General features: G+C 68.8%; 25 protein-coding genes. 15 read left to right on the top strand and 10 right to left on the bottom strand.

Annotated elements, in window-relative coordinates; translation table 11 throughout:
* Window position 1: 1 nt before the first annotated feature.
* Together AC5Y36_RS10600 and AC5Y36_RS10595 are read right to left on the bottom strand one after the other, a co-directional pair.
* The gene (locus tag AC5Y36_RS10600; RefSeq protein WP_500040849.1) at window positions 2-433 is read right to left on the bottom strand and encodes a group III truncated hemoglobin; all 432 of its coding nucleotides are present in this window, start codon (window positions 431-433) and stop codon (window positions 2-4) included.
* Window positions 426-1,112 carry a helix-turn-helix transcriptional regulator gene (locus tag AC5Y36_RS10595; protein ID WP_500040848.1) on the bottom strand — a complete coding sequence of 229 codons (687 nt, stop codon included), beginning with the start codon at window positions 1,110-1,112 and terminating at the stop codon, window positions 426-428. Before AC5Y36_RS10595 ends, AC5Y36_RS10600 begins: the two co-directional genes overlap by 8 nt.
* 106 nt (window positions 1,113-1,218) lie before the next feature.
* Between AC5Y36_RS10595 and AC5Y36_RS10590 the strand changes: the two genes are divergently transcribed.
* Both AC5Y36_RS10590 and AC5Y36_RS10585 read left to right on the top strand, forming a co-directional pair.
* Window positions 1,219-2,616: an acyl-CoA synthetase gene (locus AC5Y36_RS10590; RefSeq protein WP_500040847.1), complete on the top strand. Its 1,398-nt coding sequence runs from the start codon at window positions 1,219-1,221 to the stop codon at window positions 2,614-2,616.
* A 40-nt stretch (window positions 2,617-2,656) separates the two neighbouring features.
* Entirely contained in the window at window positions 2,657-2,944 is a 288-nt protein-coding gene (locus tag AC5Y36_RS10585) for a hypothetical protein (protein WP_500040846.1), read from the top strand.
* 76 nt (window positions 2,945-3,020) lie between these two features.
* On the opposite strand, the gene dapD is transcribed toward AC5Y36_RS10585, so the two are convergent.
* Window positions 3,021-3,974 carry a 2,3,4,5-tetrahydropyridine-2,6-dicarboxylate N-succinyltransferase gene (dapD, locus tag AC5Y36_RS10580; RefSeq protein WP_500040961.1) on the bottom strand — a complete coding sequence of 318 codons (954 nt, stop codon included), beginning with the start codon at window positions 3,972-3,974 and terminating at the stop codon, window positions 3,021-3,023.
* Between the two features lie 104 nt (window positions 3,975-4,078).
* Between dapD and dapE the strand changes: the two genes are divergently transcribed.
* Window positions 4,079-5,155, top strand: coding sequence for a succinyl-diaminopimelate desuccinylase (gene dapE / locus AC5Y36_RS10575; protein ID WP_500040845.1), 1,077 nt, complete (start codon window positions 4,079-4,081; stop codon window positions 5,153-5,155).
* Here the strand turns inward: dapE and AC5Y36_RS10570 are convergent.
* Entirely contained in the window at window positions 5,152-7,173 is a 2,022-nt protein-coding gene (locus AC5Y36_RS10570; protein ID WP_500040844.1) for an AAA family ATPase, read from the bottom strand. The two genes, dapE and AC5Y36_RS10570, sit on opposite strands and share 4 nt — an antisense overlap.
* 46 nt (window positions 7,174-7,219) lie before the next feature.
* Here AC5Y36_RS10570 and log point away from each other — a divergent pair, with 46 nt between their 5' ends.
* The 7 genes from log to AC5Y36_RS10535 all read left to right on the top strand — a co-directional run bounded on the left by log (window position 7,220) and on the right by AC5Y36_RS10535 (window position 12,839).
* Complete coding sequence (gene log, locus AC5Y36_RS10565; protein ID WP_500040843.1) at window positions 7,220-7,765, top strand: cytokinin riboside 5'-monophosphate phosphoribohydrolase; 546 nt, start codon at window positions 7,220-7,222, stop codon at window positions 7,763-7,765.
* 69 nt (window positions 7,766-7,834) lie between these two features.
* A complete protein-coding gene (gene fadD6, locus AC5Y36_RS10560) occupies window positions 7,835-9,613 on the top strand; it encodes a long-chain-acyl-CoA synthetase FadD6 (RefSeq protein ID WP_500040842.1) in 1,779 nt (592 codons plus the stop codon).
* A gap of 204 nt (window positions 9,614-9,817) precedes the next feature.
* Window positions 9,818-10,642: a dihydropteroate synthase gene (gene folP / locus AC5Y36_RS10555; protein ID WP_500040960.1), complete on the top strand. Its 825-nt coding sequence runs from the start codon at window positions 9,818-9,820 to the stop codon at window positions 10,640-10,642.
* Entirely contained in the window at window positions 10,639-11,595 is a 957-nt protein-coding gene (locus AC5Y36_RS10550) for a glucosyl-3-phosphoglycerate synthase (protein WP_500040841.1), read from the top strand. Before folP ends, AC5Y36_RS10550 begins: the two co-directional genes overlap by 4 nt.
* Window positions 11,596-11,643: 48 nt before the next feature.
* Entirely contained in the window at window positions 11,644-11,976 is a 333-nt protein-coding gene (locus tag AC5Y36_RS10545; protein WP_500040840.1) for a DivIVA domain-containing protein, read from the top strand.
* Window positions 11,973-12,527, top strand: a complete 555-nt coding sequence (locus tag AC5Y36_RS10540; RefSeq protein ID WP_500040839.1) for a DNA-3-methyladenine glycosylase I — start codon at window positions 11,973-11,975, stop codon at window positions 12,525-12,527. The genes AC5Y36_RS10545 and AC5Y36_RS10540 overlap by 4 nt, the downstream gene beginning before the upstream one ends.
* Before the next feature lie 144 nt (window positions 12,528-12,671).
* Window positions 12,672-12,839, top strand: a complete 168-nt coding sequence (locus AC5Y36_RS10535; RefSeq protein WP_003406247.1) for a DUF3117 domain-containing protein — start codon at window positions 12,672-12,674, stop codon at window positions 12,837-12,839.
* Here AC5Y36_RS10535 and glgA read toward each other — a convergent pair.
* A complete protein-coding gene (gene glgA, locus AC5Y36_RS10530; protein WP_500040838.1) occupies window positions 12,836-13,999 on the bottom strand; it encodes a glycogen synthase in 1,164 nt (387 codons plus the stop codon). The genes AC5Y36_RS10535 and glgA overlap by 4 nt on opposite strands.
* Before the next feature lie 213 nt (window positions 14,000-14,212).
* Here glgA and glgC point away from each other — a divergent pair, with 213 nt between their 5' ends.
* Window positions 14,213-15,427: a glucose-1-phosphate adenylyltransferase gene (gene glgC / locus AC5Y36_RS10525; protein ID WP_500040837.1), complete on the top strand. Its 1,215-nt coding sequence runs from the start codon at window positions 14,213-14,215 to the stop codon at window positions 15,425-15,427.
* A 22-nt stretch (window positions 15,428-15,449) separates the two neighbouring features.
* Here glgC and AC5Y36_RS10520 read toward each other — a convergent pair whose 3' ends face one another.
* The 5 genes from AC5Y36_RS10520 to AC5Y36_RS10500 form a co-directional block, all read right to left on the bottom strand.
* Complete coding sequence (locus AC5Y36_RS10520; protein WP_500040836.1) at window positions 15,450-16,124, bottom strand: methyltransferase family protein; 675 nt, start codon at window positions 16,122-16,124, stop codon at window positions 15,450-15,452.
* A gap of 10 nt (window positions 16,125-16,134) precedes the next feature.
* The gene (locus tag AC5Y36_RS10515; protein WP_500040835.1) at window positions 16,135-17,778 is read right to left on the bottom strand and encodes an ABC transporter permease; all 1,644 of its coding nucleotides are present in this window, start codon (window positions 17,776-17,778) and stop codon (window positions 16,135-16,137) included.
* Window positions 17,775-18,686, bottom strand: a complete 912-nt coding sequence (locus AC5Y36_RS10510; protein ID WP_500040834.1) for an ABC transporter ATP-binding protein — start codon at window positions 18,684-18,686, stop codon at window positions 17,775-17,777. The genes AC5Y36_RS10515 and AC5Y36_RS10510 overlap by 4 nt, the downstream gene beginning before the upstream one ends.
* Window positions 18,676-19,314: a TetR/AcrR family transcriptional regulator gene (locus AC5Y36_RS10505; RefSeq protein ID WP_500040833.1), complete on the bottom strand. Its 639-nt coding sequence runs from the start codon at window positions 19,312-19,314 to the stop codon at window positions 18,676-18,678. The genes AC5Y36_RS10510 and AC5Y36_RS10505 overlap by 11 nt, the downstream gene beginning before the upstream one ends.
* Window positions 19,315-19,513: 199 nt before the next feature.
* The gene (locus AC5Y36_RS10500; RefSeq protein WP_500040832.1) at window positions 19,514-20,182 is read right to left on the bottom strand and encodes an O-methyltransferase; all 669 of its coding nucleotides are present in this window, start codon (window positions 20,180-20,182) and stop codon (window positions 19,514-19,516) included.
* 194 nt (window positions 20,183-20,376) lie between these two features.
* Here AC5Y36_RS10500 and sigE point away from each other — a divergent pair, with 194 nt between their 5' ends.
* The 4 genes from sigE (at window position 20,377) to tatB (ending at window position 23,617) form a co-directional block, all read left to right on the top strand.
* Window positions 20,377-21,138: an RNA polymerase sigma factor SigE gene (gene sigE, locus AC5Y36_RS10495; protein ID WP_500040831.1), complete on the top strand. Its 762-nt coding sequence runs from the start codon at window positions 20,377-20,379 to the stop codon at window positions 21,136-21,138.
* Between the two features lie 139 nt (window positions 21,139-21,277).
* Window positions 21,278-21,676 (top strand): anti-sigma E factor RseA, encoded by a 399-nt coding sequence (rseA, locus tag AC5Y36_RS10490; protein ID WP_500040830.1) that lies wholly within the window; start codon window positions 21,278-21,280, stop codon window positions 21,674-21,676.
* Between the two features lie 66 nt (window positions 21,677-21,742).
* Window positions 21,743-23,248 carry a serine protease HtrA gene (gene htrA / locus AC5Y36_RS10485; RefSeq protein WP_500040829.1) on the top strand — a complete coding sequence of 502 codons (1,506 nt, stop codon included), beginning with the start codon at window positions 21,743-21,745 and terminating at the stop codon, window positions 23,246-23,248.
* The gene (gene tatB / locus AC5Y36_RS10480) at window positions 23,249-23,617 is read left to right on the top strand and encodes a Sec-independent protein translocase protein TatB (protein ID WP_500040828.1); all 369 of its coding nucleotides are present in this window, start codon (window positions 23,249-23,251) and stop codon (window positions 23,615-23,617) included. It abuts the gene before it with no gap.
* The last annotated feature ends 32 nt before the right edge of the window (window positions 23,618-23,649 follow it).

The raw sequence follows: 23,649 nt of genomic DNA, 5'->3' as shown, positions 1-23,649 counted from the left end.
CTCACGCCTTCAGCAGCGCGTCGAGTTCGGGTGCGTCGACGCCGGTCAGCCGGCGGTGCATCGCCCAGGCGATTCGGGAGCCCTGAATCTTGGCCTGCTCAGCCACTGGCCCGCAATACATCTCGTCGACCGTGTCGTTCCAGGTATTGAGCCAACGAACGAAGTGGGTGGCCGACAACGTCGTACGGTGATGGACCTCGCGATGGACCACCAGCGCGCTGCCCTTGTAGAGCCCGGCGCGGAACAGCACCGTCTCCCAGAAGTCGGCCATCACCGGGATGTGCTCGTCGAGCCCGGTGACCTCGCGCACCTGCGTGAACGGGTCGGCGAGCAGTTCGTCCACCAGCACGCGGCCGTAGAAGCGGCGCAGCAGCGCCTCCACGTCAGCGCGGTCGGTCAGGTCGGCGCATTGCCGATCCAGCAGCTCAGTCATCGCAGGTCACCTTGGCCAGACACAGTTCCGGTTCGGCAAACGGTTCGAGGTCGGCCTGCAGCCCGGCGCCCGCGGCGCAGCCCAGCAGGCCCCGCAGCAAGCCCAGGTGGATACCGCAGGCCACGTCCGGGTGGGACCGGGCCAGGTCGCGCACCGGGCAGCCGTGCAGGCGAATGGTCTGCTCGGCACCGGTAGGCGCGACGAGCTCCGGGGCGAATCCCATCCGCTCAAAGACCTCCGCGGTCATCGCGATCCGCTGGTCCAAACCCGGGTTCCGTCCAGGCCGGGTGGTGTCGTCGGCGACGATCCGCTCCGCCCAGCGCTGGCCGGCGCGGTGCGCGCGCTGCTGGCGTTGCGCCGCCGTGTCGCCGAACTCGAGCGCCAGCACCTCGGCGAATCCCCGGTAGTCCAGCCTGCCCTGCACGGCGACGTATCCGGTACGGGGGCGGCCCACCCCGGACTGCTTGATCCGGGTGCGCGCCACCGCACCCTCATCGCACAGTGCGTCGAGATGAAAACGCACCGTCGTGGTGTGCAAGCCCATGTTCTCGGCGAGTTCGGCGGCGTCCACCGCGCCGTCATGCTCACGGACCAGTTGCAGCACCCGTTCGCGCTGCCGATTACGCGGCCAGCGTTGCGGTCGTGCGTGGCCGTCGTGCCGGCCGGATGTCTCGTCCACCCCGCGCCTTTCGCCGGACCTATTTAACGGACACTATTCCTCAATACTAACAGCTTGGGCGTTGCCTTGGCGAGGTTCGCGGTACGCCGCACGGTAACGTCGCCGTGTGCTGTTGACCTCGCTGAATCCCGCTGGTCGCGATATCGCCGACGCGGTGCGTATCGATGGGGTGACGCTCAGTCGCGACGATCTGGTCGGGGCGGCAACCTCGGTGGCCGAGCGGGTCGGCGGTGCCCGCCGGGTTGCGGTGCTGGCCACGCCGACCGCGTCGACCGTGCTGGCGATCACCGGGTGTCTGATCGCGGGGGTGCCTGCGGTACCGGTGCCCGCCGACGTCGGCGTGGCCGAACGCAGACACATCCTGGCCGACTCGGGCGCCGAGGCCTGGCTGGGCGAGGCGCCCGAGGATGCCGACGGCTTGGCGCACATCCCGGTACGGCGCCATGCGCGGTCCTGGCACCGGTATGCCGAGCCGCCGGAGGACGCCACCGCGCTGGTCATCTACACCTCGGGGACCACCGGCCCGCCCAAGGGTGTGCAGCTGAGTCGGCGGGCGGTGGCCGCCGACCTGGACGCGCTGGCGCAGGCGTGGCAGTGGACACCCGGCGACGTGCTGGTGCACGGCCTGCCGTTGTTTCACGTGCATGGGTTGGTGTTGGGTCTGCTCGGGTCGTTGCGGGTCGGAAACCGGTTCGTGCACACCGGGAAACCGACGCCGGAGGCCTACGCGCAGGCGCGCGGATCGCTGTACTTCGGCGTCCCCACGGTGTGGTCGCGGGTCGCGGCCGACACGGCCTCGGCGCAGGCGCTGCGGTCGGCGCGGCTGCTGGTCTCCGGTAGCGCGCCGCTGCCGGTGCCGGTGTTCGAGCGGGTGAGCGAGCTCACCGGACATGCACCGATCGAGCGCTACGGCAGTACCGAATCGCTGATCACGCTGTCGACGCGGGTCGACGGTGAGCGCCGGCCCGGGTGGGTGGGCATGCCGCTCTCGGGGGTGCAGACCCGGCTGGTCGACGAGGATGGTGGCGTGGTCCCGAGCGATGGCGAAACCATTGGGCGGCTTCAGGTTCGCGGGCCGATGCTGTTCGATGGGTATCTGAACCGTCCGGACGCCACCGCCGAGGCGATGGGCCCCGACGGCTGGTACCGCACCGGTGACGTGGCGGTCGTCGACGGCGACGGGATGCACCGGATCGTCGGACGCGAATCCGTCGACCTGATCAAGTCCGGCGGTTTCCGGGTCGGCGCGGGCGAAATCGAGACCGTGATGCTCGGGCACCCCGGGGTTGCCGAGGTTGCGGTCGTCGGGCTTCCCGATGCGGACCTGGGGCAGCGGATCGTCGCGTTCGTGGTCGCATCCGACGATCGGGCCACCCCCGATGCATTGACCGACTATGTCGCGCAACAACTTTCTGTGCACAAGCGGCCACGCGAGGTGCGTATGGTCGAGTCGTTGCCGCGCAATGCGATGGGAAAGGTCCTCAAGAAGGCGTTGCTGACGTAAGCTCGCCTGGTTCGCGACACGAGAAGGGTGGACGTGGAAGATGAAGCGAGTCAGCCTCGCTGCCGTCGCCGTCATGGCTTCGGCGGTGTTTGTCCTGAGTGGATGCTCGGCAGCCGCCAAGCTCACCAACAAGGGCGGGGACACCACCTGCAAGGAATTCTCCAGCCAGGACACCGAGAAGCAGAACTCCGAAGTGTCCAAGATGCTGAAGGACAAGGACGGCAACGAGCCTGCCAACCTGGAGGTTTCGGCGACCCGGATGGCGGTCGAGATCTACTGCAAGACGCTCGGCAAGGACAGCAGCAAGATCAGCGAAGCCAGGCCGTAACCGCGCCGAAATTGCAGCCAGGTACGGGTGCACTCACACTTCTCGTACAACGATGCAATCTCGGGCCTGGGCGCTTTCAATTGGCGTGCAGATCCTCGTTGAGCGCGATGCCCTGACCGTCGCGGGCGACCACCTCGACCGCACCGCTGACCGAATTGCGCCGGAACAACAGGTTGTTGCGTCTCGACAGGTCGCGCGCCTTGATGCTGCTGCCGTCGGGCATGGTGACCTTGGTGCCGGCGGTGACGTACAGGCCGGCCTCGATCACGCAGTCGTCGCCCAGCGAGATTCCCAATCCGGAGTTGGCGCCCAGCAGGCAGCGCTGACCGACCGAAATCACCTGCGTGCCACCGCCGGACAGCGTTCCCATGATGGAGGCGCCGCCGCCGACGTCGGAGCCGTCGCCGACCACGACGCCCGCGGAGATCCGGCCCTCGACCATGGAGGTGCCCAGCGTGCCGGCGTTGTAGTTCACGAAGCCCTCGTGCATGACCGTGGTGCCCGGCGCCAGGTGTGCACCCAGGCGGACCCGGTCGGCGTCGGCGATCCGCACCCCGGTGGGCAACACGTAATCGACCATCCGCGGAAACTTGTCGACCCCGTAGACCGTGACCGGGCCACGGCGGCGCAGCCGGGCCCGCACCGTCTCGAAGCCGTCGACGGCGCACGGCCCGTGGTTGGTCCACACCACGTTGGTCAACACCCCGAACAGGCCGTCGGCGTTGAGGCCGTGCGGCGCGACCAGCCGATGCGACAGCAGGTGAAGCCGCAGGTAGGCGTCGTAGGCGTCGGTGGCCTTGTCGCTCAGCGCACCGATGACCGTGCGGACCGCCACCGTCTCGGTGCCGCGGTCCTCGTCGACGCCGACCAGCGCCGCCAACTCGTCGGGAACCTCGGCACCCGAGAGTCGGGTGGTGCCGGCCTGGCCGCCGTCGGTCAGTTGCGGCGCGGGAAACCAGGTGTCGAGAACCGACCCGTCGGCGGTCAGCGTCGCTACTCCAATGCCCGAAGCTCCAGTCACGGTGCTCAGGCTACTTTCCCCGCGCGAGCAGACACAAAATCGCATTCCGGGCGCCCCGCGCGTGCGATTCTGCGTCTGCTCGGCGGGGTGGGGTGACCCATTAGGCTGGGGACGTGTTGGACCTACGTGGGGACCCGATCGCGCTGACCGCTGCGCTGGTCGATATCCCCAGCGAGTCGCGGCACGAGGCACGGATCGCCGACGAGGTCGAAGCCGCGCTGCGCGCCCAGACGAGCGGCTTCGAGATCATCCGCAGCGGCGACGCGGTACTGGCGCGCACCCGGATGGGCCGACCGAGCCGGGTGCTGCTGGCCGGTCACCTCGACACCGTCCCGGTGGCCGGCAACCTGCCCAGCCGGCGCACCAGCGACGAGGACGGCGACGTGCTGCACGGCTGCGGCACCGTGGACATGAAGTCCGGGGATGCGGTGTTTCTCCATCTGGCCGCCACCCTGGCCGCCCCGGCCCACGATCTGACCCTGGTGTTCTACGACTGCGAGGAAATCGAGGCGGCCGCCAACGGCTTGGGACGCATCGAGCGCGACCTGCCGGATTGGTTGGTCGCCGACGTGGCGATTCTTGGGGAGCCGACCGGCGGATTCATCGAGGCCGGCTGCCAGGGCACCCTGCGCGTCGCGATAAGCGCCACCGGAACCCGCGCGCACTCGGCGCGATCCTGGATGGGCGACAACGCGATCCACAAACTGGGCGCGGTGTTGGGCCGGCTGGCCGACTACCAGGCCCGCACCGTGGACATCGACGGCTGTCTCTACCGTGAGGGCCTGTCCGCGGTGCGCGTCGACGGCGGGGTGGCCGGCAACGTCATCCCCGACATCGCGACCCTGACGGTCAACTACCGTTTCGCCCCGGACCGCTCACCGGGCGAGGCGCTCGCCCACGTCCACGAGGTGTTCGACGGGCTGCCGGTGGCCATCGAGCAGACCGACGCCGCCGCCGGCGCGCTGCCCGGATTGAGCCAACCCGCCGCCAGAGCACTCGTCGACGCCGCCGGCGGGCAGGTCCGGGCGAAATACGGCTGGACCGACGTGTCCCGCTTCGCGGCCCGCGGTGTTCCGGCGGTCAACTACGGGCCCGGCGATCCCAGCCTGGCGCACCGCCGCGACGAGCGGGTCCCGGTGCACCAGATCACCGATGCGGTGGAACTGCTGCGCGGCTACCTGGGCGGCTAGGGTGCCGTTGCGCGGGCCTCGCTGAGCGCGGCAGTACCTACCGCGCAGTCGATCTGCACGCATAACCGGGTCAGCGGTTCGACCGCCCGGGTGTCGCCGAGTCGCACCGCTTCGCGCCATGCCCGCACCGCCACCGCCGGTTGTCCGCCGCGTTCGGCCATCCGGGCGGCGTCGCGTGCGGCGGCCACCGCGCCGTGGGTATCCCGCATGCAGGCCAGTCGCCACGCCCGGGCTATGCCGAGTTCGGGGGCGAAGAGAGCCGACTTGGTTCCGTGCCGGGATTCGGCTCGGCTCAGTGCTTTCGAAGCGCCGACGATGTCACCCTCGCGGGCCCGGGCGGTGGCCAGATACATCAGCGACAGCGGACCCCACGAATAGCCGGTGCGTTCCAGGGTGGCCGCGGCGGGCTCCAGCAGCGGCACCGCGGCGGCGGCGTCATCGGCCGCGAGCAGCACCTCGGCGAGCAGTACCTCTCCGATCGCGCGGCCCGGCTGCTGCAGCTCGGCGAAATCGGTGAACTGCTGCGCCAATTCACGTGCCTCGTCCAGCCGGCCGGCCATCACCATCGTGGTGATCTGCGCCAGCCCGATGGTGAACCGCAGCAGCCCGGGATGCTCGGCGCCCAGGGCGCGTTGCGCCAACGGTTCGACATCCTCGAACCGGCCCTGCCGTGCCGCGCACAACGCGGCGGCGCTGCCCGCCCAGGACACCGCGACGTCGCCGGCGTCCGGTGAGTCCAGCACCCGCGCGGCGATCTGCACCGCCCGATCCAGGTTGCCCGCGTTCATCGCGAACGTGGAACCGAGGGCGTCGAGTGTGATCAACGCGCTCGGCGTGGTGATCCGGCTGCGGGCGGTCTGCAGGAAGGCGGTCGCCCGCTCCGGCTCGGACAGCATGAAGAACTGGTTGGCGGCCCGCGGCAGCGCCCACGCCATCAGCTCCGGCTCGGTCAACGTGTCCGGGTCGACGGCCGCCAGCACCGCGTCGGCCTCACGGCCACGGCCCCGATAGCCCAGGGCATGCGCCAGCGCCAGGCGCGCCGGCAGCCCGGCGCCGCGGTCCAGGGCCGAGGTGGCCAGCCGCTCGGTCAACGCCAGATCGCCCAGCCGCAACGCCTGCTGCGCGGCGTCGACCACCTCGTCGGGCGGCTGCGGCGCGTCACTGTCGGCGGCCAATGCCGCCACCCGCAGCCGGTCGCTGACGTGCTCGACGGAACCCGTCGACAGCAGGGCGACCACTTCGGTGCGGGTGCGTCGTTGCTCGTCGGCGCCGAGCAGGGCCAGCGCACGCTCGGCGAACAAGGGGTGGGCGGTGTAGACCACCGGGTCGGGTCCGCGTCCGCCGCGGACCCGGGTTTCGACCCCGCCGAGTTCCTCGGCCTGACCGATCGCGTCATCGCCGGTCAGCCGGGCCAGGTCGGCGCGCGCCAACGGCTCGGCGACGGCGAGGTAGTTCAGCACCGCGCGGGCCGGCGCCGGCAACCTGGACAGATAATCGTCGACCTCGGCGGGTGACGTGTTGCCGCCGGGCGGCGCGATGTCGATGCGTTCCAGCAGCGCGTCCGTCCACAGCGCGGCGATCGCGGCGGGCGCGGTGTCCGCGCGGGCGGTGACGACCATCCGCGCGACCCCGGCCAACGCCAACTGGTACACCAGCGTGGCCGACAGCACGTCGAGGTGCTGGGCGTCATCAACGACCAGCAGCAGATCGCCCTCGCGGGCGTCGCCGGACAGTGATGCCCGGGCCGCCCGCAACAACGCCGCCGGTTTTCCGATGTCGTCGACCTGCACCAAATGGCTGAACGCCCCGAACGGGACCGCCGCCTCGGTGGGGGTGCCGGTCACCCAGCGGACGATGGTGCCCGGGCGTCGCTCGGCGACGCGTTCGGCGGCAAGCCGGGCCAGGGTGGATTTGCCGCCGCCGTCGGGTCCGAGAACGACGGCGCCGCCCTGGCTCAGCGCCGTCGCCAACCGCTCCAACGCGGCCGAGTGCTGAGGGACATTCCACCGAATCGGCATCGCGCGGATTTTACGGCGCGGGCGCGGACCCGGATAGCCTTTCGGGGTGACGGGGCAGTGGGCGGTGTGTGTGTATTGCGCGGCAGGGTCGGCCGATCCGGAATTGTTGGCGCTGGCCACCCGCGTCGGAACGGCGATCGCCGAGCGCGGCTGGACATTGGTGTGGGGCGGCGGCAACGTCTCGGCGATGGGGGCGGTGGCGGCGGCGGTGCGGGCGCATGGCGGAAAGACCGTCGGGGTGATCCCCAAGGCGCTGGTGCATCGCGAAGTCGCCGACGTCGACGCCGACGAGCTGATCGTCACCGACACCATGCGCGAGCGCAAACAGATCATGGAGGACCGCGCCGACGCCTTCCTCGCGTTGCCGGGCGGGATCGGCACGCTGGAGGAGCTGTTCGAGACCTGGACCGGTGGCTACCTGGGCATGCATGACAAACCGGTGGTGGTGTACGACCCGCACGGCCACTACGACGGGCTGCTGGCGTGGTTGTACGGGCTGCTGGACGACAGCTATGTCAGCCAGGCCGCGCTGGACCGGCTGGTGGTGCACGACGATCTGGACGCGGCCCTGGCCGCCTGCGGGCCGCGCTGATTCTCGAGGCCGATTGCAGCGGGTCTAGGCTTGGCCGCCAAGACTAGGCACAGCGAAGCGAGGGAAAACGTGTCTGACCACGACTCCGGCGTCCACACCGCCAAGGTGGGATTGGCCGATATCGCCACCGGTGTTACCGGTGTGCTGGCGGATCTGCCGTCGCTCCTGCGCGGCGCGAAAACCGGATTGCTGGCCCGGCCGGATTCCAAGGCCTCGATCGGCAAGGTGTTTCAGGATCGGGCCGCCCAGTACGGCGACCGCGTCTTTCTGAAGTTCGGCGAGCAGCGGCTGACCTACCGGCAGGCCAACGCGACGGTCAACCGGTACGCCGCGGTGCTGGCCGCCCGAGGTGTGGGCCGCCGCGACGTCGTCGGGATCATGCTGCGCAACTCGCCGAACGCGGTGCTGATGATGCTGGCCGTCGCCAAGTGCGGCGCGATCGCCGGGATGATCAACTACAACCAGCGCGGCGACGTGCTGGCCCACAGCCTGGGACTGCTCGACGCGAAGCTGCTGGTCACCGAGTCCGATCTGGTGGACGCGGTCACCGAGTGCGGGGCACCCGCGGACCCGATGACCATTGAGGTGATCGAGGAACAGGCCACCGGTCAGCCCGACGGCAACCCGGCGTCGGTGGCCGAGGTGCAGGCCAAGGACACCGCGTTCTACATCTTCACCTCCGGTACCACCGGCTATCCGAAGGCCAGTGTGATGACCCACTTCCGGTGGCTGCGGGCGCTGGCCGCGTTCGGCGGCGCCGGGCTGCGGTTGAAGAGCTCCGACACGCTCTACAGCTGCCTGCCGCTGTATCACAACAATGCGCTCACGGTCGCGGTCGCATCGGTGCTCAACGCGGGTGCGACGCTGGCGCTGGGCCGGTCCTTCTCGGCGTCGCGGTTCTGGGACGAGATCATCGCCGCCGATGCGACCGCGTTCATCTACATCGGCGAGCTCTGCCGCTACCTGCTAAACCAGCCGGCCAAACCGACCGATCGCGCCCACAAGGTGCGGGTGATCGCGGGCAACGGGCTGCGGCCAGAGATCTGGGACGAGTTCACCCAGCGGTTCGGCATCAAGCGGGTCTGCGAGTTCTACGCCGCCAGCGAGGGCAACACCGCGTTCCTCAACATCTTCAACGTGCCCAAGAGCACCGGAATCAGCCCGATGCCGCTGGCCTACGTCGAATACGACCCCGACAGCGGTGAGCCGGTGCGCGGCCCGGACGGCTGGGTGCGCCGGGTGCCGCCCGGCCAGCCGGGGCTGCTGATCAGCCCGGTCAACAAACTGCAGCCGTTCGACGGCTACACCGATCCGGCGGCCTCGGAGAAGAAGCTGGTCCGCAACGTGTTCAAAAGCGGGGACTGCTGGTTCAACACCGGTGACCTGATGAGCCCGCAGGGCATGGGTCACGCCGCGTTCGCCGACCGGCTAGGCGACACCTTCCGGTGGAAAGGCGAGAACGTCGCCACCACCGAGGTCGAAGCGGCCCTGGCGGCCGACGAGAACGTCGCCGAATGCGCGGTGTACGGCGTGGAGATCCCGCACACCGGTGGCCGCGCCGGGATGGCCGCGATCAAACTGCGCGACGGTGCCGCGTTCGACGGTCACCAGCTGGCGCGCGCCGTGTACCAACTGCCGTCCTATGCGATGCCGCTGTTCGTGCGGATTGTGGAGTCGATGGTGCACACCACCACGTTCAAAAGCCGCAAGGTGGAGCTGCGCGACCAGGCCTACGGATCGGCCGTGGAGGACCCGCTGTACGTGCTGGCCGGCCGCGACGAGGGCTATGTGCCGTTCTACGCCGAATACCCCGAGGAGGTCGCGGCCGGAAAGTGCCCGCAGGGGTGAGCCTGCGGAGTGCGCTTCTCGCCGAGCAGACACAAAATCGCACGTTCGGTTCCCGAATCGTGCGATTTTGTGTCTGCTCGCGCCCGCGGTGAGCAGGGACGCGAGGCGACCAGGCACCATAGATGGGTGCAGTCGACACCTCCGGCGTCCGCCGGGCCATCAACACTGTGCGGTAGACCGGTGGCCGGCGATCGCCCGCTGATCATGGCGATCGTCAACCGCACCCCGGACTCGTTCTACGACCGGGGAGCGACCTTCACCGACGCCGCCGCCAAGGCTGCCGTGCACCGGGCGATCGCCGAGGGCGCCGACGTGATCGATGTCGGCGGCGTCAAGGCCGGACCGGGGCAGACCGTCGACGCCGACACCGAGATCGCCCGGGTGCTGCCGTTCATCGAATGGCTGCGCGCCAGCTACCCCGACCAGCTGATCAGCGTCGACACCTGGCGGGCGGAGGTGGCCAAACGGGCCTGTGCCGCCGGCGCGGACCTGGTCAACGACACCTGGGGTGGCGTCGATCCCGACCTGCCCGGAGTCGCCGCCGAGTTCGGCGCCGGTTTGGTGTGCTCGCACACCGGCGGTGCCGCGCCGCGCACTCGACCGTTCCGGGTGAACTACGGCACCACCACCCGAGGCGTCGTCGACGACGTCATCGCCGAGGTCACCAACGCGGCTGAGCGCGCGGTCGCGGCCGGGGTGCAGCGCGAGAAGGTGCTGATCGATCCGACCCACGATTTCGGCAAGAACACCTTTCACGGGCTAGCGTTGTTGCGGCACACACACGAACTCGTCGATACCGGGTGGCCGGTATTGATGGCACTGAGCAATAAGGACTTCATCGGGGAGACTTTGGGCGTGGGTTTGACCGAACGCCTGGAAGGAACCCTGGCGGCCACCGCCCTCGCGGCGGCTGCCGGAGCTCGGATGTTTCGGGTGCACGAGGTCGGGCCGACGCGGCGTGTGCTGGAGATGGTGGCGTCGATTCAAGGTGAGCGTGCGCCCGCACGCACGGTGAGGGGACTGGCATGACCGACCTGGCTGACCAGGCACTGGCCACGCTGGCCGGTGACGCCTGGCTGTCGCCGCGCACCTGGAGCCGGCCGGACTGGACCGTGGCCGAGCTGGTCGCGGCCAAGGCCGGTCGCACGGTTTCCGTCGTCCTTCCCGCCCTCAACGAGGAAAAGACCATCGAGACGGTCATCGACAGCATCACCCCGGTGGTCGGTGGCCTCGTCGACGAGCTGATCGTGTTGGACTCCGGATCCACCGACGACACCGAGATCCGCTCGATCGCCGCCGGAGCCCGGGTGGTCAGCCGTGAGCAGGCCGTCCCCGAAATCGTGCCGCAGCCCGGCAAGGGTGAAGCGTTGTGGCGGTCGCTGGCCGCGACCAGCGGCGATATCGTGGTGTTCATCGACTCGGACCTGATCGACCCGGACCCGATGTTCGTGCCCAAGCTGGTCGGCCCGCTGCTCACCGGCGACGGCGTACACCTGGTGAAGGGTTTCTACCGCCGCCCCCTCAAGGTCAACGGCGCCGAGGATGCCAACGGCGGCGGCCGGGTCACCGAGCTGGTGGCGCGGCCGTTGCTGACCGCGTTGCGCCCGGAGCTGGGTTGCGTGCTGCAGCCGCTGGGCGGCGAGTACGCCGGCACCCGCGAACTGCTGACGTCGGTGCCGTTCGCCCCGGGCTACGGCGTGGAGATCGGCCTGCTGGTCGACACCTACGACCGGCTGGGCCTGGATGCGATCGCCCAGGTCAACCTGGGGGTGCGGGCGCACCGCAACCGGCCGCTGAACGAACTCGGCGTGATGAGCCGCCAGGTTGTCGCGACGCTGTTGTCGCGTTGCGGCATCGGCGACTCCGGAGTCGGCCTCACCCAGTTCTTCCCCGACGGCCCAGACGGGGTGGACTTCCTGCCGCGCACCTCGGCGGTGTCGCTGATCGACCGGCCACCGATGAACACGCTGCGACCGCGCTGACGACGGTCGGCGCCGGATCGGTCGTACCTATGAGGCACTATCGAGGGCGTGACGTTGGTGTTGCTGTATCTGGCGGTGCTGATCCTCATCGCGCTGCTGCTGTTCGGGGTGGCCAGTGTGCTGTTCGGGCGCGGCGAGCCGCTGCCGCCGCTGCCCCGCGCAACCACGGCGACGGTGCTGCCGGCATCCGATGTCAGCGGCGCGGACGTGGACGCCGTCAAATTCACCCAGGTGCTGCGCGGCTATAAGACCAGCGAGGTGGACTGGGTGCTGGACCGGCTGGGCCAGGAACTTGACCAACTCCGTGGCCAACTTGCCGCGGTGCGGGCCCGCGACGACGCCGCCACCGAGGAGACCGCAGACGACGCGGAGCCGTCGTGAGCCCCGACGGACGGCTCCGCTGTGGCTGGGCCGACACCAGCTCCGAGCTCTACCGTGACTACCACGACCGCGAATGGGGTCAGCCGCTGCGCGGTCGGGTGGCGATGTTCGAGCGGATGAGTCTGGAGGCCTTCCAGAGCGGGCTGTCGTGGCTGATCATTTTGCGCAAACGGGAGAACTTCCGGGCCGCCTTCGCCGGCTTCGACATCGAGACGGTGGCCCGCTACACCGACGCCGACGTTGCCCGGCTGATGGCCGACACCGGCATCGTCCGCAACCGCGCGAAGATCGAGGCGACGATCGCCAACGCCCGCGCAGCCGACGGGCTAGATCTGTCCGAGCTGCTGTGGTCGTTTGCGCCGCCGCCCCGGCCGCGACCCACCGAGCTGGCCCAGATCCCCTCGTCGACCCCGGAATCGACGGCCATGGCTCGCGAATTGAAGCGCCGCGGCTTCCGTTTTGTGGGTCCTACCACGGCTTATGCGCTGATGCAGGCGACCGGAATGGTCGACGACCATGTGCAGTCGTGTTGGGTGCCAGCAACGCGCTGAAACCCCCAAACAGCCGGGTGTTGTGCACGCGTCGGGTCCTATAGGGAACAATAGGCGGGAGAACTTGCAGTTCAACGTCAAAAGTGGACCCGGTGCCGACCGAGCCCAACGTGACGGGACAGCTGAATCTGGAGGGAGCACTCGATGGCGGCGATGAAGCCCCGGACCGGTGACGGTCCGCTGGAAGCGACCAAGGAGGGGCGCGGCATCGTGATGCGGGTACCACTGGAAGGCGGCGGCCGGCTCGTCGTCGAGCTGACACCCGATGAGGCTGCGGCATTGGGCGACGAACTCAAGGGCGTCACCAGCTAGCGGCACGCCTTCCGGTAGACGTCGAGCGTCTGCTCGGCGATGTGCACCCACGAGAATTCGTCGATGCACCGCTGCCGGCCGGCCCGTCCGTACTGCGCGGCGGTGGCCGGGTCGGTGACCAGGGCGTTGACCGCATCGGCCAGGGCGATTTCGTAGCCGGCCGGGTCGGTGGCGTCGTAGTGCACCAGCGTGCCGGTGACACCGTCGGCGACCACCTCGGGGATGCCACCGACATCGGAGGCAACCACCGCGGTCCCGCACGCCATCGCCTCCAGGTTGACGATGCCCAGCGGCTCGTACACCGACGGGCAGACAAAGACCGTTGCCGCCGACAGGATCTCCCGCACCCGGGGGATCGGCAGCATTTCACGCACCCAGAACACCCCGGTGCGGGCCCGGCCGAGTTCTTCGACCGCGGCGGCGACCTCCGCAGCGATCTGGGCGGTGTCGGGGGCGCCGGCGCACAGCACCACCTGCACCTCGGGAGCGAATCGATGTGCGGCCGCCACCAGGTGCGCCACACCCTTTTGGCGGGTGATGCGCCCGACGAACGCCGCGACCGGCCGGTTCGGGTCCACACCGAGGGCGGCCAGCACCGAGTCGCCCGGCTGCGGTGCCGCCGGATACCAGACGTCGGTGTCGATCCCGTTGTGCACCACGTGCACCCGGCCGGGATCCAGGGTCGGGTAGACCCGCAGCACGTCGTCGCGCATCCCCGAGCTGACCGCGATGACGGTGTCGGCCGCGTTCACCGCGGTGTGCTCCACCCAGGACGACACCCGATAGCCGCCGCCCAGCTGTTCGGCCTTCCACGGGCGCAGCGGCTCCAACGAGTGCGCGGTCAGCACATGCGGGATGTCGTAGAGCAGCCCGGCCAGGTGCCCGGCCAAGCCGGTGTACCAAGTGTGCGAGTGCACGACGGTGGCGCCGGCGGCAGCGTCGGCCATCACCAGATCGGCCGACAACGTCGACAGTGCCGGGTTGGCGTTTTGCAGCGCAGGATCGGGCTGATGCACGGCCACACCGGGGCGCGGCGCACCCATGCAATGCACGTCGACCTGGCAGAGCCGGCGCAACTGGTTGACCAACTCGGTGACGTGTACCCCCGCGCCGCCGTACACCTCGGGGGGATATTCCCGAGTCATCATCGCCACCCTCACACCGGCACGGTAGTTCGGCGCCGATGCGGGCCGTGCAGCGGCCCGAGGAGAAGCCGGACCGTGGGGTGGAGTTCGGCGCCGATGCGGGCCGTGCAGCGGCCCGAGGAGAAGCCGGACCGTGGGGTGGCGTTCGGCGCCGATGCGGGCCGTGCAGCGGCCCGACAATGGCGCGTTGCTATGGCAGGGGTCGGCGGCGGCCGATAGGTTTGTGCCATGAGGGAAGCGCCACACGTCCTGGGCATCGTCCTGGCGGGCGGAGAGGGCAAGCGGCTGTATCCACTGACCGCTGACCGGGCCAAACCAGCGGTTCCCTTCGGTGGCGCCTACCGGTTGATCGACTTCGTGCTGTCCAATCTGGTCAACGCCCGCTACCTGAGGATCTGCGTTCTGACTCAGTACAAGTCGCATTCGCTGGACCGCCATATCTCGCAGAACTGGCGGTTGTCCGGTCTGGCGGGGGAGTACATCACGCCGGTGCCGGCGCAGCAGCGGCTCGGACCGCGCTGGTACACCGGTTCGGCCGATGCGATCTATCAGTCGCTGAACCTGATCTTCGACGAGGACCCCGATTACATCGTGGTTTTCGGCGCCGACCACGTGTACCGGATGGATCCCGAGCAGATGCTGCGGTTCCACATCCGCAGCGGCGCCGGGGCCACGGTGGCCGGTATCCGGGTGTCGCGCGCCGAAGCGAGCGCGTTCGGCTGCATCGATGCCGACGAGTCCGGCCGCATCCGCGACTTCGTGGAGAAGCCGGCGGATCCACCCGGCACACCCGATGACCCCGAGGTCAGCTACGCCTCGATGGGCAACTACATCTTCACCACCAAGGTGCTCGTCGACGCGATCCGGGCCGACGCCGACGATGACCACTCCGACCACGACATGGGCGGCGACATCATCCCGCGGTTGGTGGCCGACGGGATGGCCGCGGTCTACGACTTTTCCGACAACGAGGTGCCCGGCGCCACCGACCGGGACCGCGGCTACTGGCGTGACGTGGGAACCCTGGACGCGTTCTACGACGCCCACATGGACCTGGTGTCGGTGCATCCGGTGTTCAACCTGTACAACAAGCGCTGGCCGATCCGGGGCGCGACGGAGAACCTGGCCCCGGCGAAGTTCGTCAACGGCGGCTCGGCGCAGGAGTCGGTGGTCGGCGCGGGCAGCATCATCTCGGCTGCCTCGGTGCGCAATTCGGTGCTGTCGTCGAATGTGGTGATCGACGACGGCGCGATCGTGGAAGGCAGCGTGATCATGCCCGGCGCCCGGGTGGGCCGCGGTGCGGTGGTGCGTCACGCGATTCTGGACAAGAACGTCGTCGTCGGTCCCGGCGAGATGATCGGGGTCGACCTGGACCGGGACCGGGAACGTTTCGCGATCAGCGCCGGCGGCGTCGTTGCCGTGGGCAAGGGCGTCTGGGTCTGACGTCGCTCCACCGGCCGGTCGGTCACCAGAGGTAGGGCACCAAACGGTAGCGGACCCGCTGGGTGTACTCGCGGTACCCGCTGAGCTCGCGGGCCAGCAACTTCTCCTCGTCGCGGATCCGCAGTATCAGCACGGTCACGCCGGGGATCACAAAGACCAATCCCCAATACGAGTCGAGCGCCAGCGGGACACCGACCATCATGATGACGTTGCCGACGTACATCGGGTGTCGCACCATGCCGTACAGGCCGCTCGACACCAGCGTCTGGCCTTCCTCGACGGTGACGTTGGCGGCGGCATAACCGTTCTGGATCACCACCAGCATGGCCACGCCGAGCCCGATCGCCACCAGCACGTCGCCGAAGAGTGACATCGGCACGCCCACCGGTGACCACCCGAACCGGTGATCGAGCGCGCTGACCACGAACATGGCCGGAAAGCAGATGAACACAACGGTGATCAGAATTCGTTGCAGCGGGCGTGTTTCCGCCATCGGGCCGGCGCGCATCCGCCGGTCCAGGGCGGCCGGGTTGGTGCGGATCAGATAGAAGCTGGGAATCCAGGTGGACACCGCGAAGACGGCCAGAAACAGCCACGCCTGCCAGTAGTGGAACGTCCCGGCCGGCAAGAACAGCATCAAGCCGAACGCCGCAAGGCCCAATAGAGCTGAAATGAGGCCTTTGCCAACCTTATTCATGACGAACTCCTCAACTCCGCAGATCACGTCGCCGGAACGCCAGCGCGCCCAGCGCTATCAACGCCGCATCGATCAGCAACAGCCACAGCAGGGGAACCGCGGTGAAGCCGCCGGAACCCACCCGCGGAATATGGGCGAACGGTTCCAGATCCAACAGTGTCTGGGATAACCCGGACAGCGAGCCGAGCAGGTACAGCGCGACAAACGCCACCAGTACTCCCCATGCCGCCGGAGTGAACCGCGGCGCGAGCCCGAACAGTGCGACCGTGACTGCGGCCGACAGCCATACCGCCGGCAATTGCACAACGGCGCTTCCGAGCGCCGTTGACAGTGGGCTGCCGAAATCGCCGACGGCGGCACCGTAGGTCACCCCGGCCGCCAGTCCCGCCAGCAGCAGCGCCGCGGTTGAGCCGAGTACTGCCATCGTCAGATGGCTGGCCAGCCAGCGAATCCGGCTCGCCGCGCCGGCCAGCAGTGCCTCGGCGTGCTGGGTCGATTCCTCCTGGTGCGCCCGCAGCGTCACCGAGATGGCGAATGCCGACGCGGCCATGCCCAGCATGCCGAATGCCACCGCGATGAAGGCCTGCTCGAGTGCGGAGGTTCCGCCGAGGCGCGCGACGATGTCTCGCGCGGCGGCGTTGTCGCCCAACTCCTCTCCGATGCCGTGCACCACGCTGCCGACCAGCAGGCCGTAGAGGCCCAGACCGACGGCCCACACCAACACGGTCCCGCGGTCCAGTCGCCATGCCAGCCCGAACGCACCGCGCAGCGTCGGCGCCGCCGCACCGCGGCCGGGACGTTCGGCGATCAGCCCGGCACCGACATCGCGACGGGCGAGCAGTCGGTAGGCGAGCGCGGTCAGCGCGGCCACCGTCGTCACATGCAGCAGCAACACCCACCAATGGTCACCGGCGTAGGGCCTGACCTGGAGCGACCAGCCCAGTGGTGAAAGCCAGGACAGTGCACCGGATCCGGCGTCTCCCACTGCCCGCAGCGTGAACGCGGCACCCAGCACGGCGAACGCGGCGCCGCGGCAGAACCGGGCGCTGGGCGACAACTGCGCGGCCACCGCGGCGACCGCGGTGAACACCAGCCCGGAGGCGGCCAGGGCGGCTCCGAAGGCCAGCGAGCCGGCGGGCGCGGCGTCGGTGGTGAGCAGGCCTGCTGTGCCGATCACGCCGGTAACGAGCGAGGCGCCGAACGACAACAGCAGTGCCGCGGTCAGGCCCGCATACCGACCGACCGCGGTCGAGTCGATCAGTTCGGCACGTCCGGTTTCCTCGTCGGCGCGGGTATGACGGATCACGGTGAGAATGACGGCGACCCCGATTAAGAGGTGGAACATCCCGGCTTTCCAGATGCCGACCGCGCCAAGGCTGTCGTTGTAGACCTGGCCGTAGAGTGCCCGCTGGGCCGGGCTGGCCATGATCGACGCGGCGAAACTGGCGCGCTCAGCCTGGGTGGGGGCGAACGTCGCCATGCTGCCGATGTAGACGGTGGACAGCGGCACCGATAACAGCAGCACCCAGAGCGGCAGGGTGATCCGGTCGCGCCGCAGGTACAGGCGCAGTAGACCCAGCGTGCCGACGAGGTTGGAATTACGTTGGGCGGCTTCGTATGCCGGGTAGTGCGGCCGATTCAGGGTGGTGCTCATGAGCGCACCCGCTGGCGGTCGTTGTCATAGTGCCGCATGAACAGCTCTTCCAGCGTCGGTGGCTGGCTGACCAGGCTGCGGACGCCGGCGGCGCCGAGAACCCGGATGAGTTCGCCCAAGCTTTGGCTGTCGACCTGGGCCCGCACCGTGGTGCCCTCGAACCGGACGTCGTTGACGCCGGGGATCCGGCTGAGATCGCCGGGATCGCGGAGCATGTCGGCCTTGATCGAGGTGCGGCTGAGGTGGCGCATGGAGGCCAGCGATCCGGCTTCGACGGTTCGGCCGGATCGGATGATGGTGACCCGCTCGCACAGCGTCTCGGTCTCGGCGAGGATGTGGCTGGACAGCAGGACCGTTGCCCCGAAGTTACGGGCTTCGGCGACGCATTGCTGAAACACGTTTTCCATCAACGGGTCCAGGCCGCTGCTGGGCTCGTCGAGCAGCAGCAGCCGCGCCCGGGAAGCAAAGGCCGAGATCAGCGAGACCTTCTGACGGTTTCCTTTTGAGTAGGTGCGTGCCTTCTTGTGGGGGTCGAGGTCGAATCGTTCGATCAGGTCGGCACGCCGACGTTCGTCGATGCCGCCCCGCATCCGAGCCAACAGGTCGATGATCTCGCCGCCGGTGAGATTCGGCCATAGCGTGACATCGCCAGGGACATAAGCGATTTGCCGGTGCAGCTGCACGGCGTCGGTCCACGGGTCGCCACCCAGCAGGCGCACGGTCCCGGAATCGGCTTTGACCAGACCCAGCAGGATCCGGATGGTCGTCGACTTGCCGGCGCCGTTGGGCCCGAGAAAGCCGTGCACCTCGCCTGCGTGCACGGTCAGGTCCAAGCCGTCCAGGGCGCGTACCGAACCGAAATTCTTCGTCAGGCCCCGGATTTCGATGGGGCAGTCGTTAACCGGCATTGGCTTCTCCTTGTTGGGCGTCGGCGAGGAAGGCGTCATACATGGTGCGGTCGGCCATCAAGCCCTCGGTGTAGAGCTCCAGGGAGGGCAGGATCATGTCTCGGGCGTAGTCGCGCAGGACGGCTCGCAGATCCGCAGGGTTCTCGTGCATCTGCAGGTACAGCAGGAAGCCGCCGCCGCCGGTGATCGCAAGGAATCGGGCGCGGGCCTTGGCGTCGCGGCTGGGTTTGAGGGTGCCGGCCCGCACTCCCTCGTCAAGGTATTCCTCGGCGTTGTCGATCATCTGCAGCCACAATGTCCGGGCGAGCTCACCGCCGTCCTGCATCGTGCGGACCAGGTAGGTCATCAGCGGGGCGTAGCTCTCGATCTCGGCCATTTGGGCGAACCAGGTGGCCGGATCCGTCGACCGCATGGCCTCGAGCTTGCCGGTGCGGATCTCCTCGGCGATGTAGCTGTCGCAGGCCTTGCGCAGGCCTTCCTTGGAACCGAAGTGGTGGATCACCAGGGCGGCGCTGACTCCCGCGGCTTCGGCGATGGCGCGCAAGCCGACGCCGAAACCCCGCTGCCCGAACTGCTCGATGGCGGCGTCGCGGATCCGGGCGACGGCGGTCAAGTCGGCTGAACGCATGTTCAATACACTAAACGCGTGTTCAGTCAGACGTCAAGCATGTCCCGCGAGCAGCTATCCCGGGGGCTTAGCCCCGTGGTGGAGGAGGAAAATTTGACCGAGTGTGCGGATTGGTACCCAACACGCCGCTTAATGCGTACCAAACCGCACGCTCGCCGGGCGTTGGACCCAATTGCGAGACCGCTCGGCGTAGAAAAAGTTAGTCGCGAACGGCGGCGAGCAGGCCGTCGCCCAGCGGGATCAGCGCCGGGGTGAGACGTTCGTCCTCGGCGATCAGCCGCGCCGCCTCCCGCACCGCGGTCACCTCGCGATCATTGGCGCCCGGATCCCCGGCCCGCCCGCCCAGCGCGGCACGATGCAGGACGACTACCCCGCCGGAGCGCAGCAACCGCACCGCCTGCGCGACATAGTCGGGCTGGTCGATCGGCTCGGCGTCGATGAACACCAGGTCGTAGGACTCGTCGGCCAACCGGGTCAGCACCTCCTGGGCGCGACCGCCGATCAACCGCATCCGCGACGGCCCGATCCCGGCGTCGGAGAACGCCTGCTTGGCGATCCGCTGATGCTCTGGCTCGATATCGATCGTGGTCAGTACCCCGTCGTCGCTCATCCCCGACAGCAGCCACAACCCGCTGACCCCGGCGCCGGTGCCGACCTCGACCACGGCTTTGCCGCCGCTGAGCTTGGCCAGCACGCTCAGCAGTGCGCCCACCGCCGGGCTGATCGCGCCGGCTCCGATCTCAACGGCCCGGTCGCGCGCCGCGGCGAGGATCGCGTCCTCGGAGATCGACTTCTCGGCGTGTGCGGCGATGGCTTCGATCGGACTGGGCGGGGCCGCCTGGTCTGAGGGGTTGTCGGTGCTGGCCATGTCCGCAGCGTAGTCGCCCGACAGGCGTCGCCGGGCAGGCGCGCCCACGCGTCGCGACACGCCCGGGTCGTCGCGCCGACAATTACCGATCCGGCACCGATATCCGCAGCGTGACCGGGATGCACGCGGGTTTCTTAGCCAACCTTCACATCGTGCACATTGCTGGCACAAGCGGCTAGGAAAGGGTAGCTGGCATGGACGGCAATCGGAGTCGCTCGGGGAATGGACGCGAGCTCGGTCGCGTTACACCCGGCGACGCGCTGTCAGCCCCTGACGGTCATGAGTTGGAGGATCCGAACATCACTACACCGATGAGTCCGGTCAGCATGTCGCACCCAGAACAGTACAAAGAAGCCGACTGGGTGGAGCCGTCCGAAGAGTTGCTGGGCACCGCGGTGTTCGACGCGACCGGGGACAAGACGACGTTGCCGTCCTGGGATGAATTGGTCCGCCAGCACGCCGACCGCGTGTACCGGCTGGCGTATCGGCTCTCGGGCAACCAGCACGACGCCGAAGACCTGACCCAGGAGACGTTCATCCGGGTGTTCCGCTCGGTGCACAACTATCAGCCGGGAACCTTCGAAGGCTGGCTGCACCGCATCACCACCAACCTGTTCCTCGACATGGTGCGCCGCCGTGCCCGGGTCCGGATGGAGGCCCTGCCCGAGGACTACGACCGGGTGCCCGCCGACCAGCCCGATCCCGAGCAGATCTACCAGGACGCCCGGCTGGATCCGGGCCTGCAAGCGGCGCTGGACTCGCTGCCGCCGGAGTTTCGTGCCGCGGTGGTGTTGTGTGACATCGAAGGCCTGTCCTATGAGGAGATCGGCGCCACGCTGGGCGTGAAGCTGGGCACCGTGCGCAGTCGCATCCACCGTGGACGGCAGGCGCTGCGCGACTACCTGGCGGCGCACCCGGAGCATGCGGGGCTGCTGGACGGCGTGCGAGCCGGCTGACACGCACTGCCGCAGGCTGCGGCAGACGGGTAATCCGATCCACATCTCGCGGCGTTGAGGCGTGTCTGGCGTACCTCGGCGCGCTACATTCAGAGGTAGTGCCATGAAGCGCAGTGCCGGGATGGAGAGGAGTTCGGTGATGGCAGACCGGGGACACCTGTTCCGCCGCGCGTTCTCCTGGCTTCCCGCCCAGTTCGCCTCCCAAAGCGACACCCCGGTCGGCGCGCCGCGCCAGTTCGGCTCAACCGAGCACCTGTCACTGGAGGCGGTCGCCGCCTTTGTCGACGGTGAGCTGCGGATGAACGCGCATCTTCGGGCCGCCCATCACCTGTCGTTGTGCGCCGAATGCGCGGCCGAAGTAGAGGGTCACAATCGGGCCCGGGCGGCGCTGCGCGATTCCCAGCCGATCAGCATCCCCACCAACCTGCTCGGACTCTTGTCCCAGATCCCGCACTCGCCGCCCCGTGAGCCCGAACCATCCGCATCGCCCGACCCGTTCGTCGACGGTGGCGCGCGTGACCGGCGCAAGCGCCGGTAGGGTGAATCCAACTGCCCTGCTCGTGCCGATAGTGCGCGCTGCGTCCAGCGCTCAGAAGAGGATGACGTGAGCTCCAACCAGGACCCCAGCGGCCGTCACCGCCTGGAACCGCGCCCCATCTACCGTCCGGCCGTTGATGCCGCGTCGACCCGGGCGTTCGGCCGACCCTCCGGCGTCGACGGGTCGTTCCTCGCCGAGGGGCTGCGACCGCAGAAGTATCGCGATCAGGGCGAGTACACACCCCAGAATCTGCCGCCCGACCCGGTGCTGCTGGAGGCCTTCGGCCGCCCGTTCTCCGGCGCGGAGTCGCTGCAGCGCCACCCCGCCGATGCCAGCGCGCTGAGAGGCGAGAACGGTCGCGACCCGCTGGAAGAGGAACCCGAAGATCCGTGGCGCGACCCGGCGGCCGGTGCGGCCCTGGGCACCCCGGCGCTGACCGCGCAGGCCCCCCAGGCCGTGGGCACCGCCGAGAAACTGGGTGTGCGTGATGTGTTGTTCGGCGGCCGGGTGTCCTACTGGGCGCTGGCGATCCTGGCGTCGTTGGCCCTGCTGATCGGCTTCGTCGGCGGCTGCTTCGGCAGCAAGTCGGCGGAGTTCGTGGAGGCGTTGACCAAATCCAAGGTGACCCTGGCCACCACCGGCAATGCCGAGGAGCCGGCCGGGCGGTTCACCAAGGTCGCGGCCGCGGTCGCCAACTCCGTGGTCACCATCGAGGTGGTCAGCGATGAAGAGGGCATGCAGGGTTCCGGCGTCGTCATCGACGGCAAGGGTTACATCGTCACCAACAATCACGTCATCTCCGAAGCTGCGCTGAACCCCGGCAAGTTCAAGATGACGGTGGTGTTCAACGACGGCAAAGAGGTGCTGGCCAATCTGGTCGGTCGGGACCCCAAGACCGACCTGGCGGTGGTCAAGGTCGACAACGTCGACAACCTGAGCGTGGCCCGGCTCGGGGACTCCGACAAGCTGCGCGTCGGCGACGAGGTGCTGGCCGCCGGGGCGCCGCTGGGGCTGCGCAGCACCGTCACGCACGGCATCATCAGCGCGCTGCACCGCCCGGTTCCGCTGTCCGGTGAGGATTCCGACACCGACACCGTGATCGACGCCGTCCAGACCGACGCCTCGATCAACCACGGCAACTCCGGCGGCCCGCTGATCGACATGGACGCACAGGTCATCGGCATCAACACCGCTGGCAAATCGCTGTCGGACAGCGCCAGCGGGCTGGGCTTCGCGATCCCGGTCAAGGAGATGAAGTCGGTCGCCGAAACCCTGATCCGCGACGGCAAGATCGTTCACCCCAGCTTGGGCGTCAACGTCCGCTCGGTGAGCAACGCGATCGCTTCGGGCGCGCAGGTGGCCAACGTCAAGCAGGGCAGCCCGGCCGAAAAGGGCGGCATCCTGGAGAACGACGTGATCGTCAAGGTCGGTGACCGCGATGTCGCCGACGCCGACGAGTTCGTCGTCGCGGTGCGGCAGCTGACGATCGGGCAGGAAACCCCCATCGAGGTTGTCCGGGAGGGCCGGCGCGTTCCGTTGACGGTGACGCCCGCGCCGGGTCCGGAGGGATAGATGTTCGCCAACGTCGGCTGGGGCGAGATGCTCGTGCTCGTCGTGGTCGGACTGGTGATTCTGGGGCCGGAGCGGCTGCCGGGCGCCATCCGGTGGAGCGCCAACGCGCTACGCCAAGCACGCGACTACCTGACCAGCGCCACCAGCCAGCTGCGCGAGGAGATCGGCCCCGAGTTCGACGACCTGCGGGCACCGCTGGGCGAACTGCAGAAGCTGCGCGGCATGACGCCGCGGGCCGCGTTGACCAAGCATCTACTCGACGGCGACGACTCGGTGTTCACCGGAAAATTCGATCAGCCGACTCCGATCCCCAAACCGGCGGCGACACCACCGGGCGGGCCCGTCCCGTTCGACTCCGACGCGACCTGACGGCCGCCTCGCCGAGCAGACGCAAATGTGCT

The organism is Mycobacterium sp. NGS50 (assembly GCF_059812545.1).
Note: the sequence above shows the minus strand (reverse complement) of the source record. Positions and strands in the feature narration are given on the sequence as shown.

What these genes read in the sequence shown, in the direction of transcription:
- AC5Y36_RS10550 (WP_500040841.1), top strand. Translation starts at nt 10,639, where the DNA reads ATGACCGACCTGGCTGACCAGGCACTGGCCACGCTGGCCGGTGACGCC.
- AC5Y36_RS10520 (WP_500040836.1), bottom strand. Translation starts at nt 16,124, where the DNA reads ATGAATAAGGTTGGCAAAGGCCTCATTTCAGCTCTATTGGGCCTTGCG.
- tatB (WP_500040828.1), top strand. Translation starts at nt 23,249, where the DNA reads ATGTTCGCCAACGTCGGCTGGGGCGAGATGCTCGTGCTCGTCGTGGTC.
- AC5Y36_RS10510 (WP_500040834.1), bottom strand. Translation starts at nt 18,686, where the DNA reads ATGCCGGTTAACGACTGCCCCATCGAAATCCGGGGCCTGACGAAGAAT.
- AC5Y36_RS10505 (WP_500040833.1), bottom strand. Translation starts at nt 19,314, where the DNA reads ATGCGTTCAGCCGACTTGACCGCCGTCGCCCGGATCCGCGACGCCGCC.
- AC5Y36_RS10515 (WP_500040835.1), bottom strand. Translation starts at nt 17,778, where the DNA reads ATGAGCACCACCCTGAATCGGCCGCACTACCCGGCATACGAAGCCGCC.
- glgC (WP_500040837.1), top strand. Translation starts at nt 14,213, where the DNA reads ATGAGGGAAGCGCCACACGTCCTGGGCATCGTCCTGGCGGGCGGAGAG.
- AC5Y36_RS10585 (WP_500040846.1), top strand. Translation starts at nt 2,657, where the DNA reads ATGAAGCGAGTCAGCCTCGCTGCCGTCGCCGTCATGGCTTCGGCGGTG.
- AC5Y36_RS10500 (WP_500040832.1), bottom strand. Translation starts at nt 20,182, where the DNA reads ATGGCCAGCACCGACAACCCCTCAGACCAGGCGGCCCCGCCCAGTCCG.
- folP (WP_500040960.1), top strand. Translation starts at nt 9,818, where the DNA reads ATGGCGATCGTCAACCGCACCCCGGACTCGTTCTACGACCGGGGAGCG.
- sigE (WP_500040831.1), top strand. Translation starts at nt 20,377, where the DNA reads ATGGACGGCAATCGGAGTCGCTCGGGGAATGGACGCGAGCTCGGTCGC.
- AC5Y36_RS10600 (WP_500040849.1), bottom strand. Translation starts at nt 433, where the DNA reads ATGACTGAGCTGCTGGATCGGCAATGCGCCGACCTGACCGACCGCGCT.
- rseA (WP_500040830.1), top strand. Translation starts at nt 21,278, where the DNA reads ATGGCAGACCGGGGACACCTGTTCCGCCGCGCGTTCTCCTGGCTTCCC.
- AC5Y36_RS10570 (WP_500040844.1), bottom strand. Translation starts at nt 7,173, where the DNA reads ATGCCGATTCGGTGGAATGTCCCTCAGCACTCGGCCGCGTTGGAGCGG.
- AC5Y36_RS10535 (WP_003406247.1), top strand. Translation starts at nt 12,672, where the DNA reads ATGGCGGCGATGAAGCCCCGGACCGGTGACGGTCCGCTGGAAGCGACC.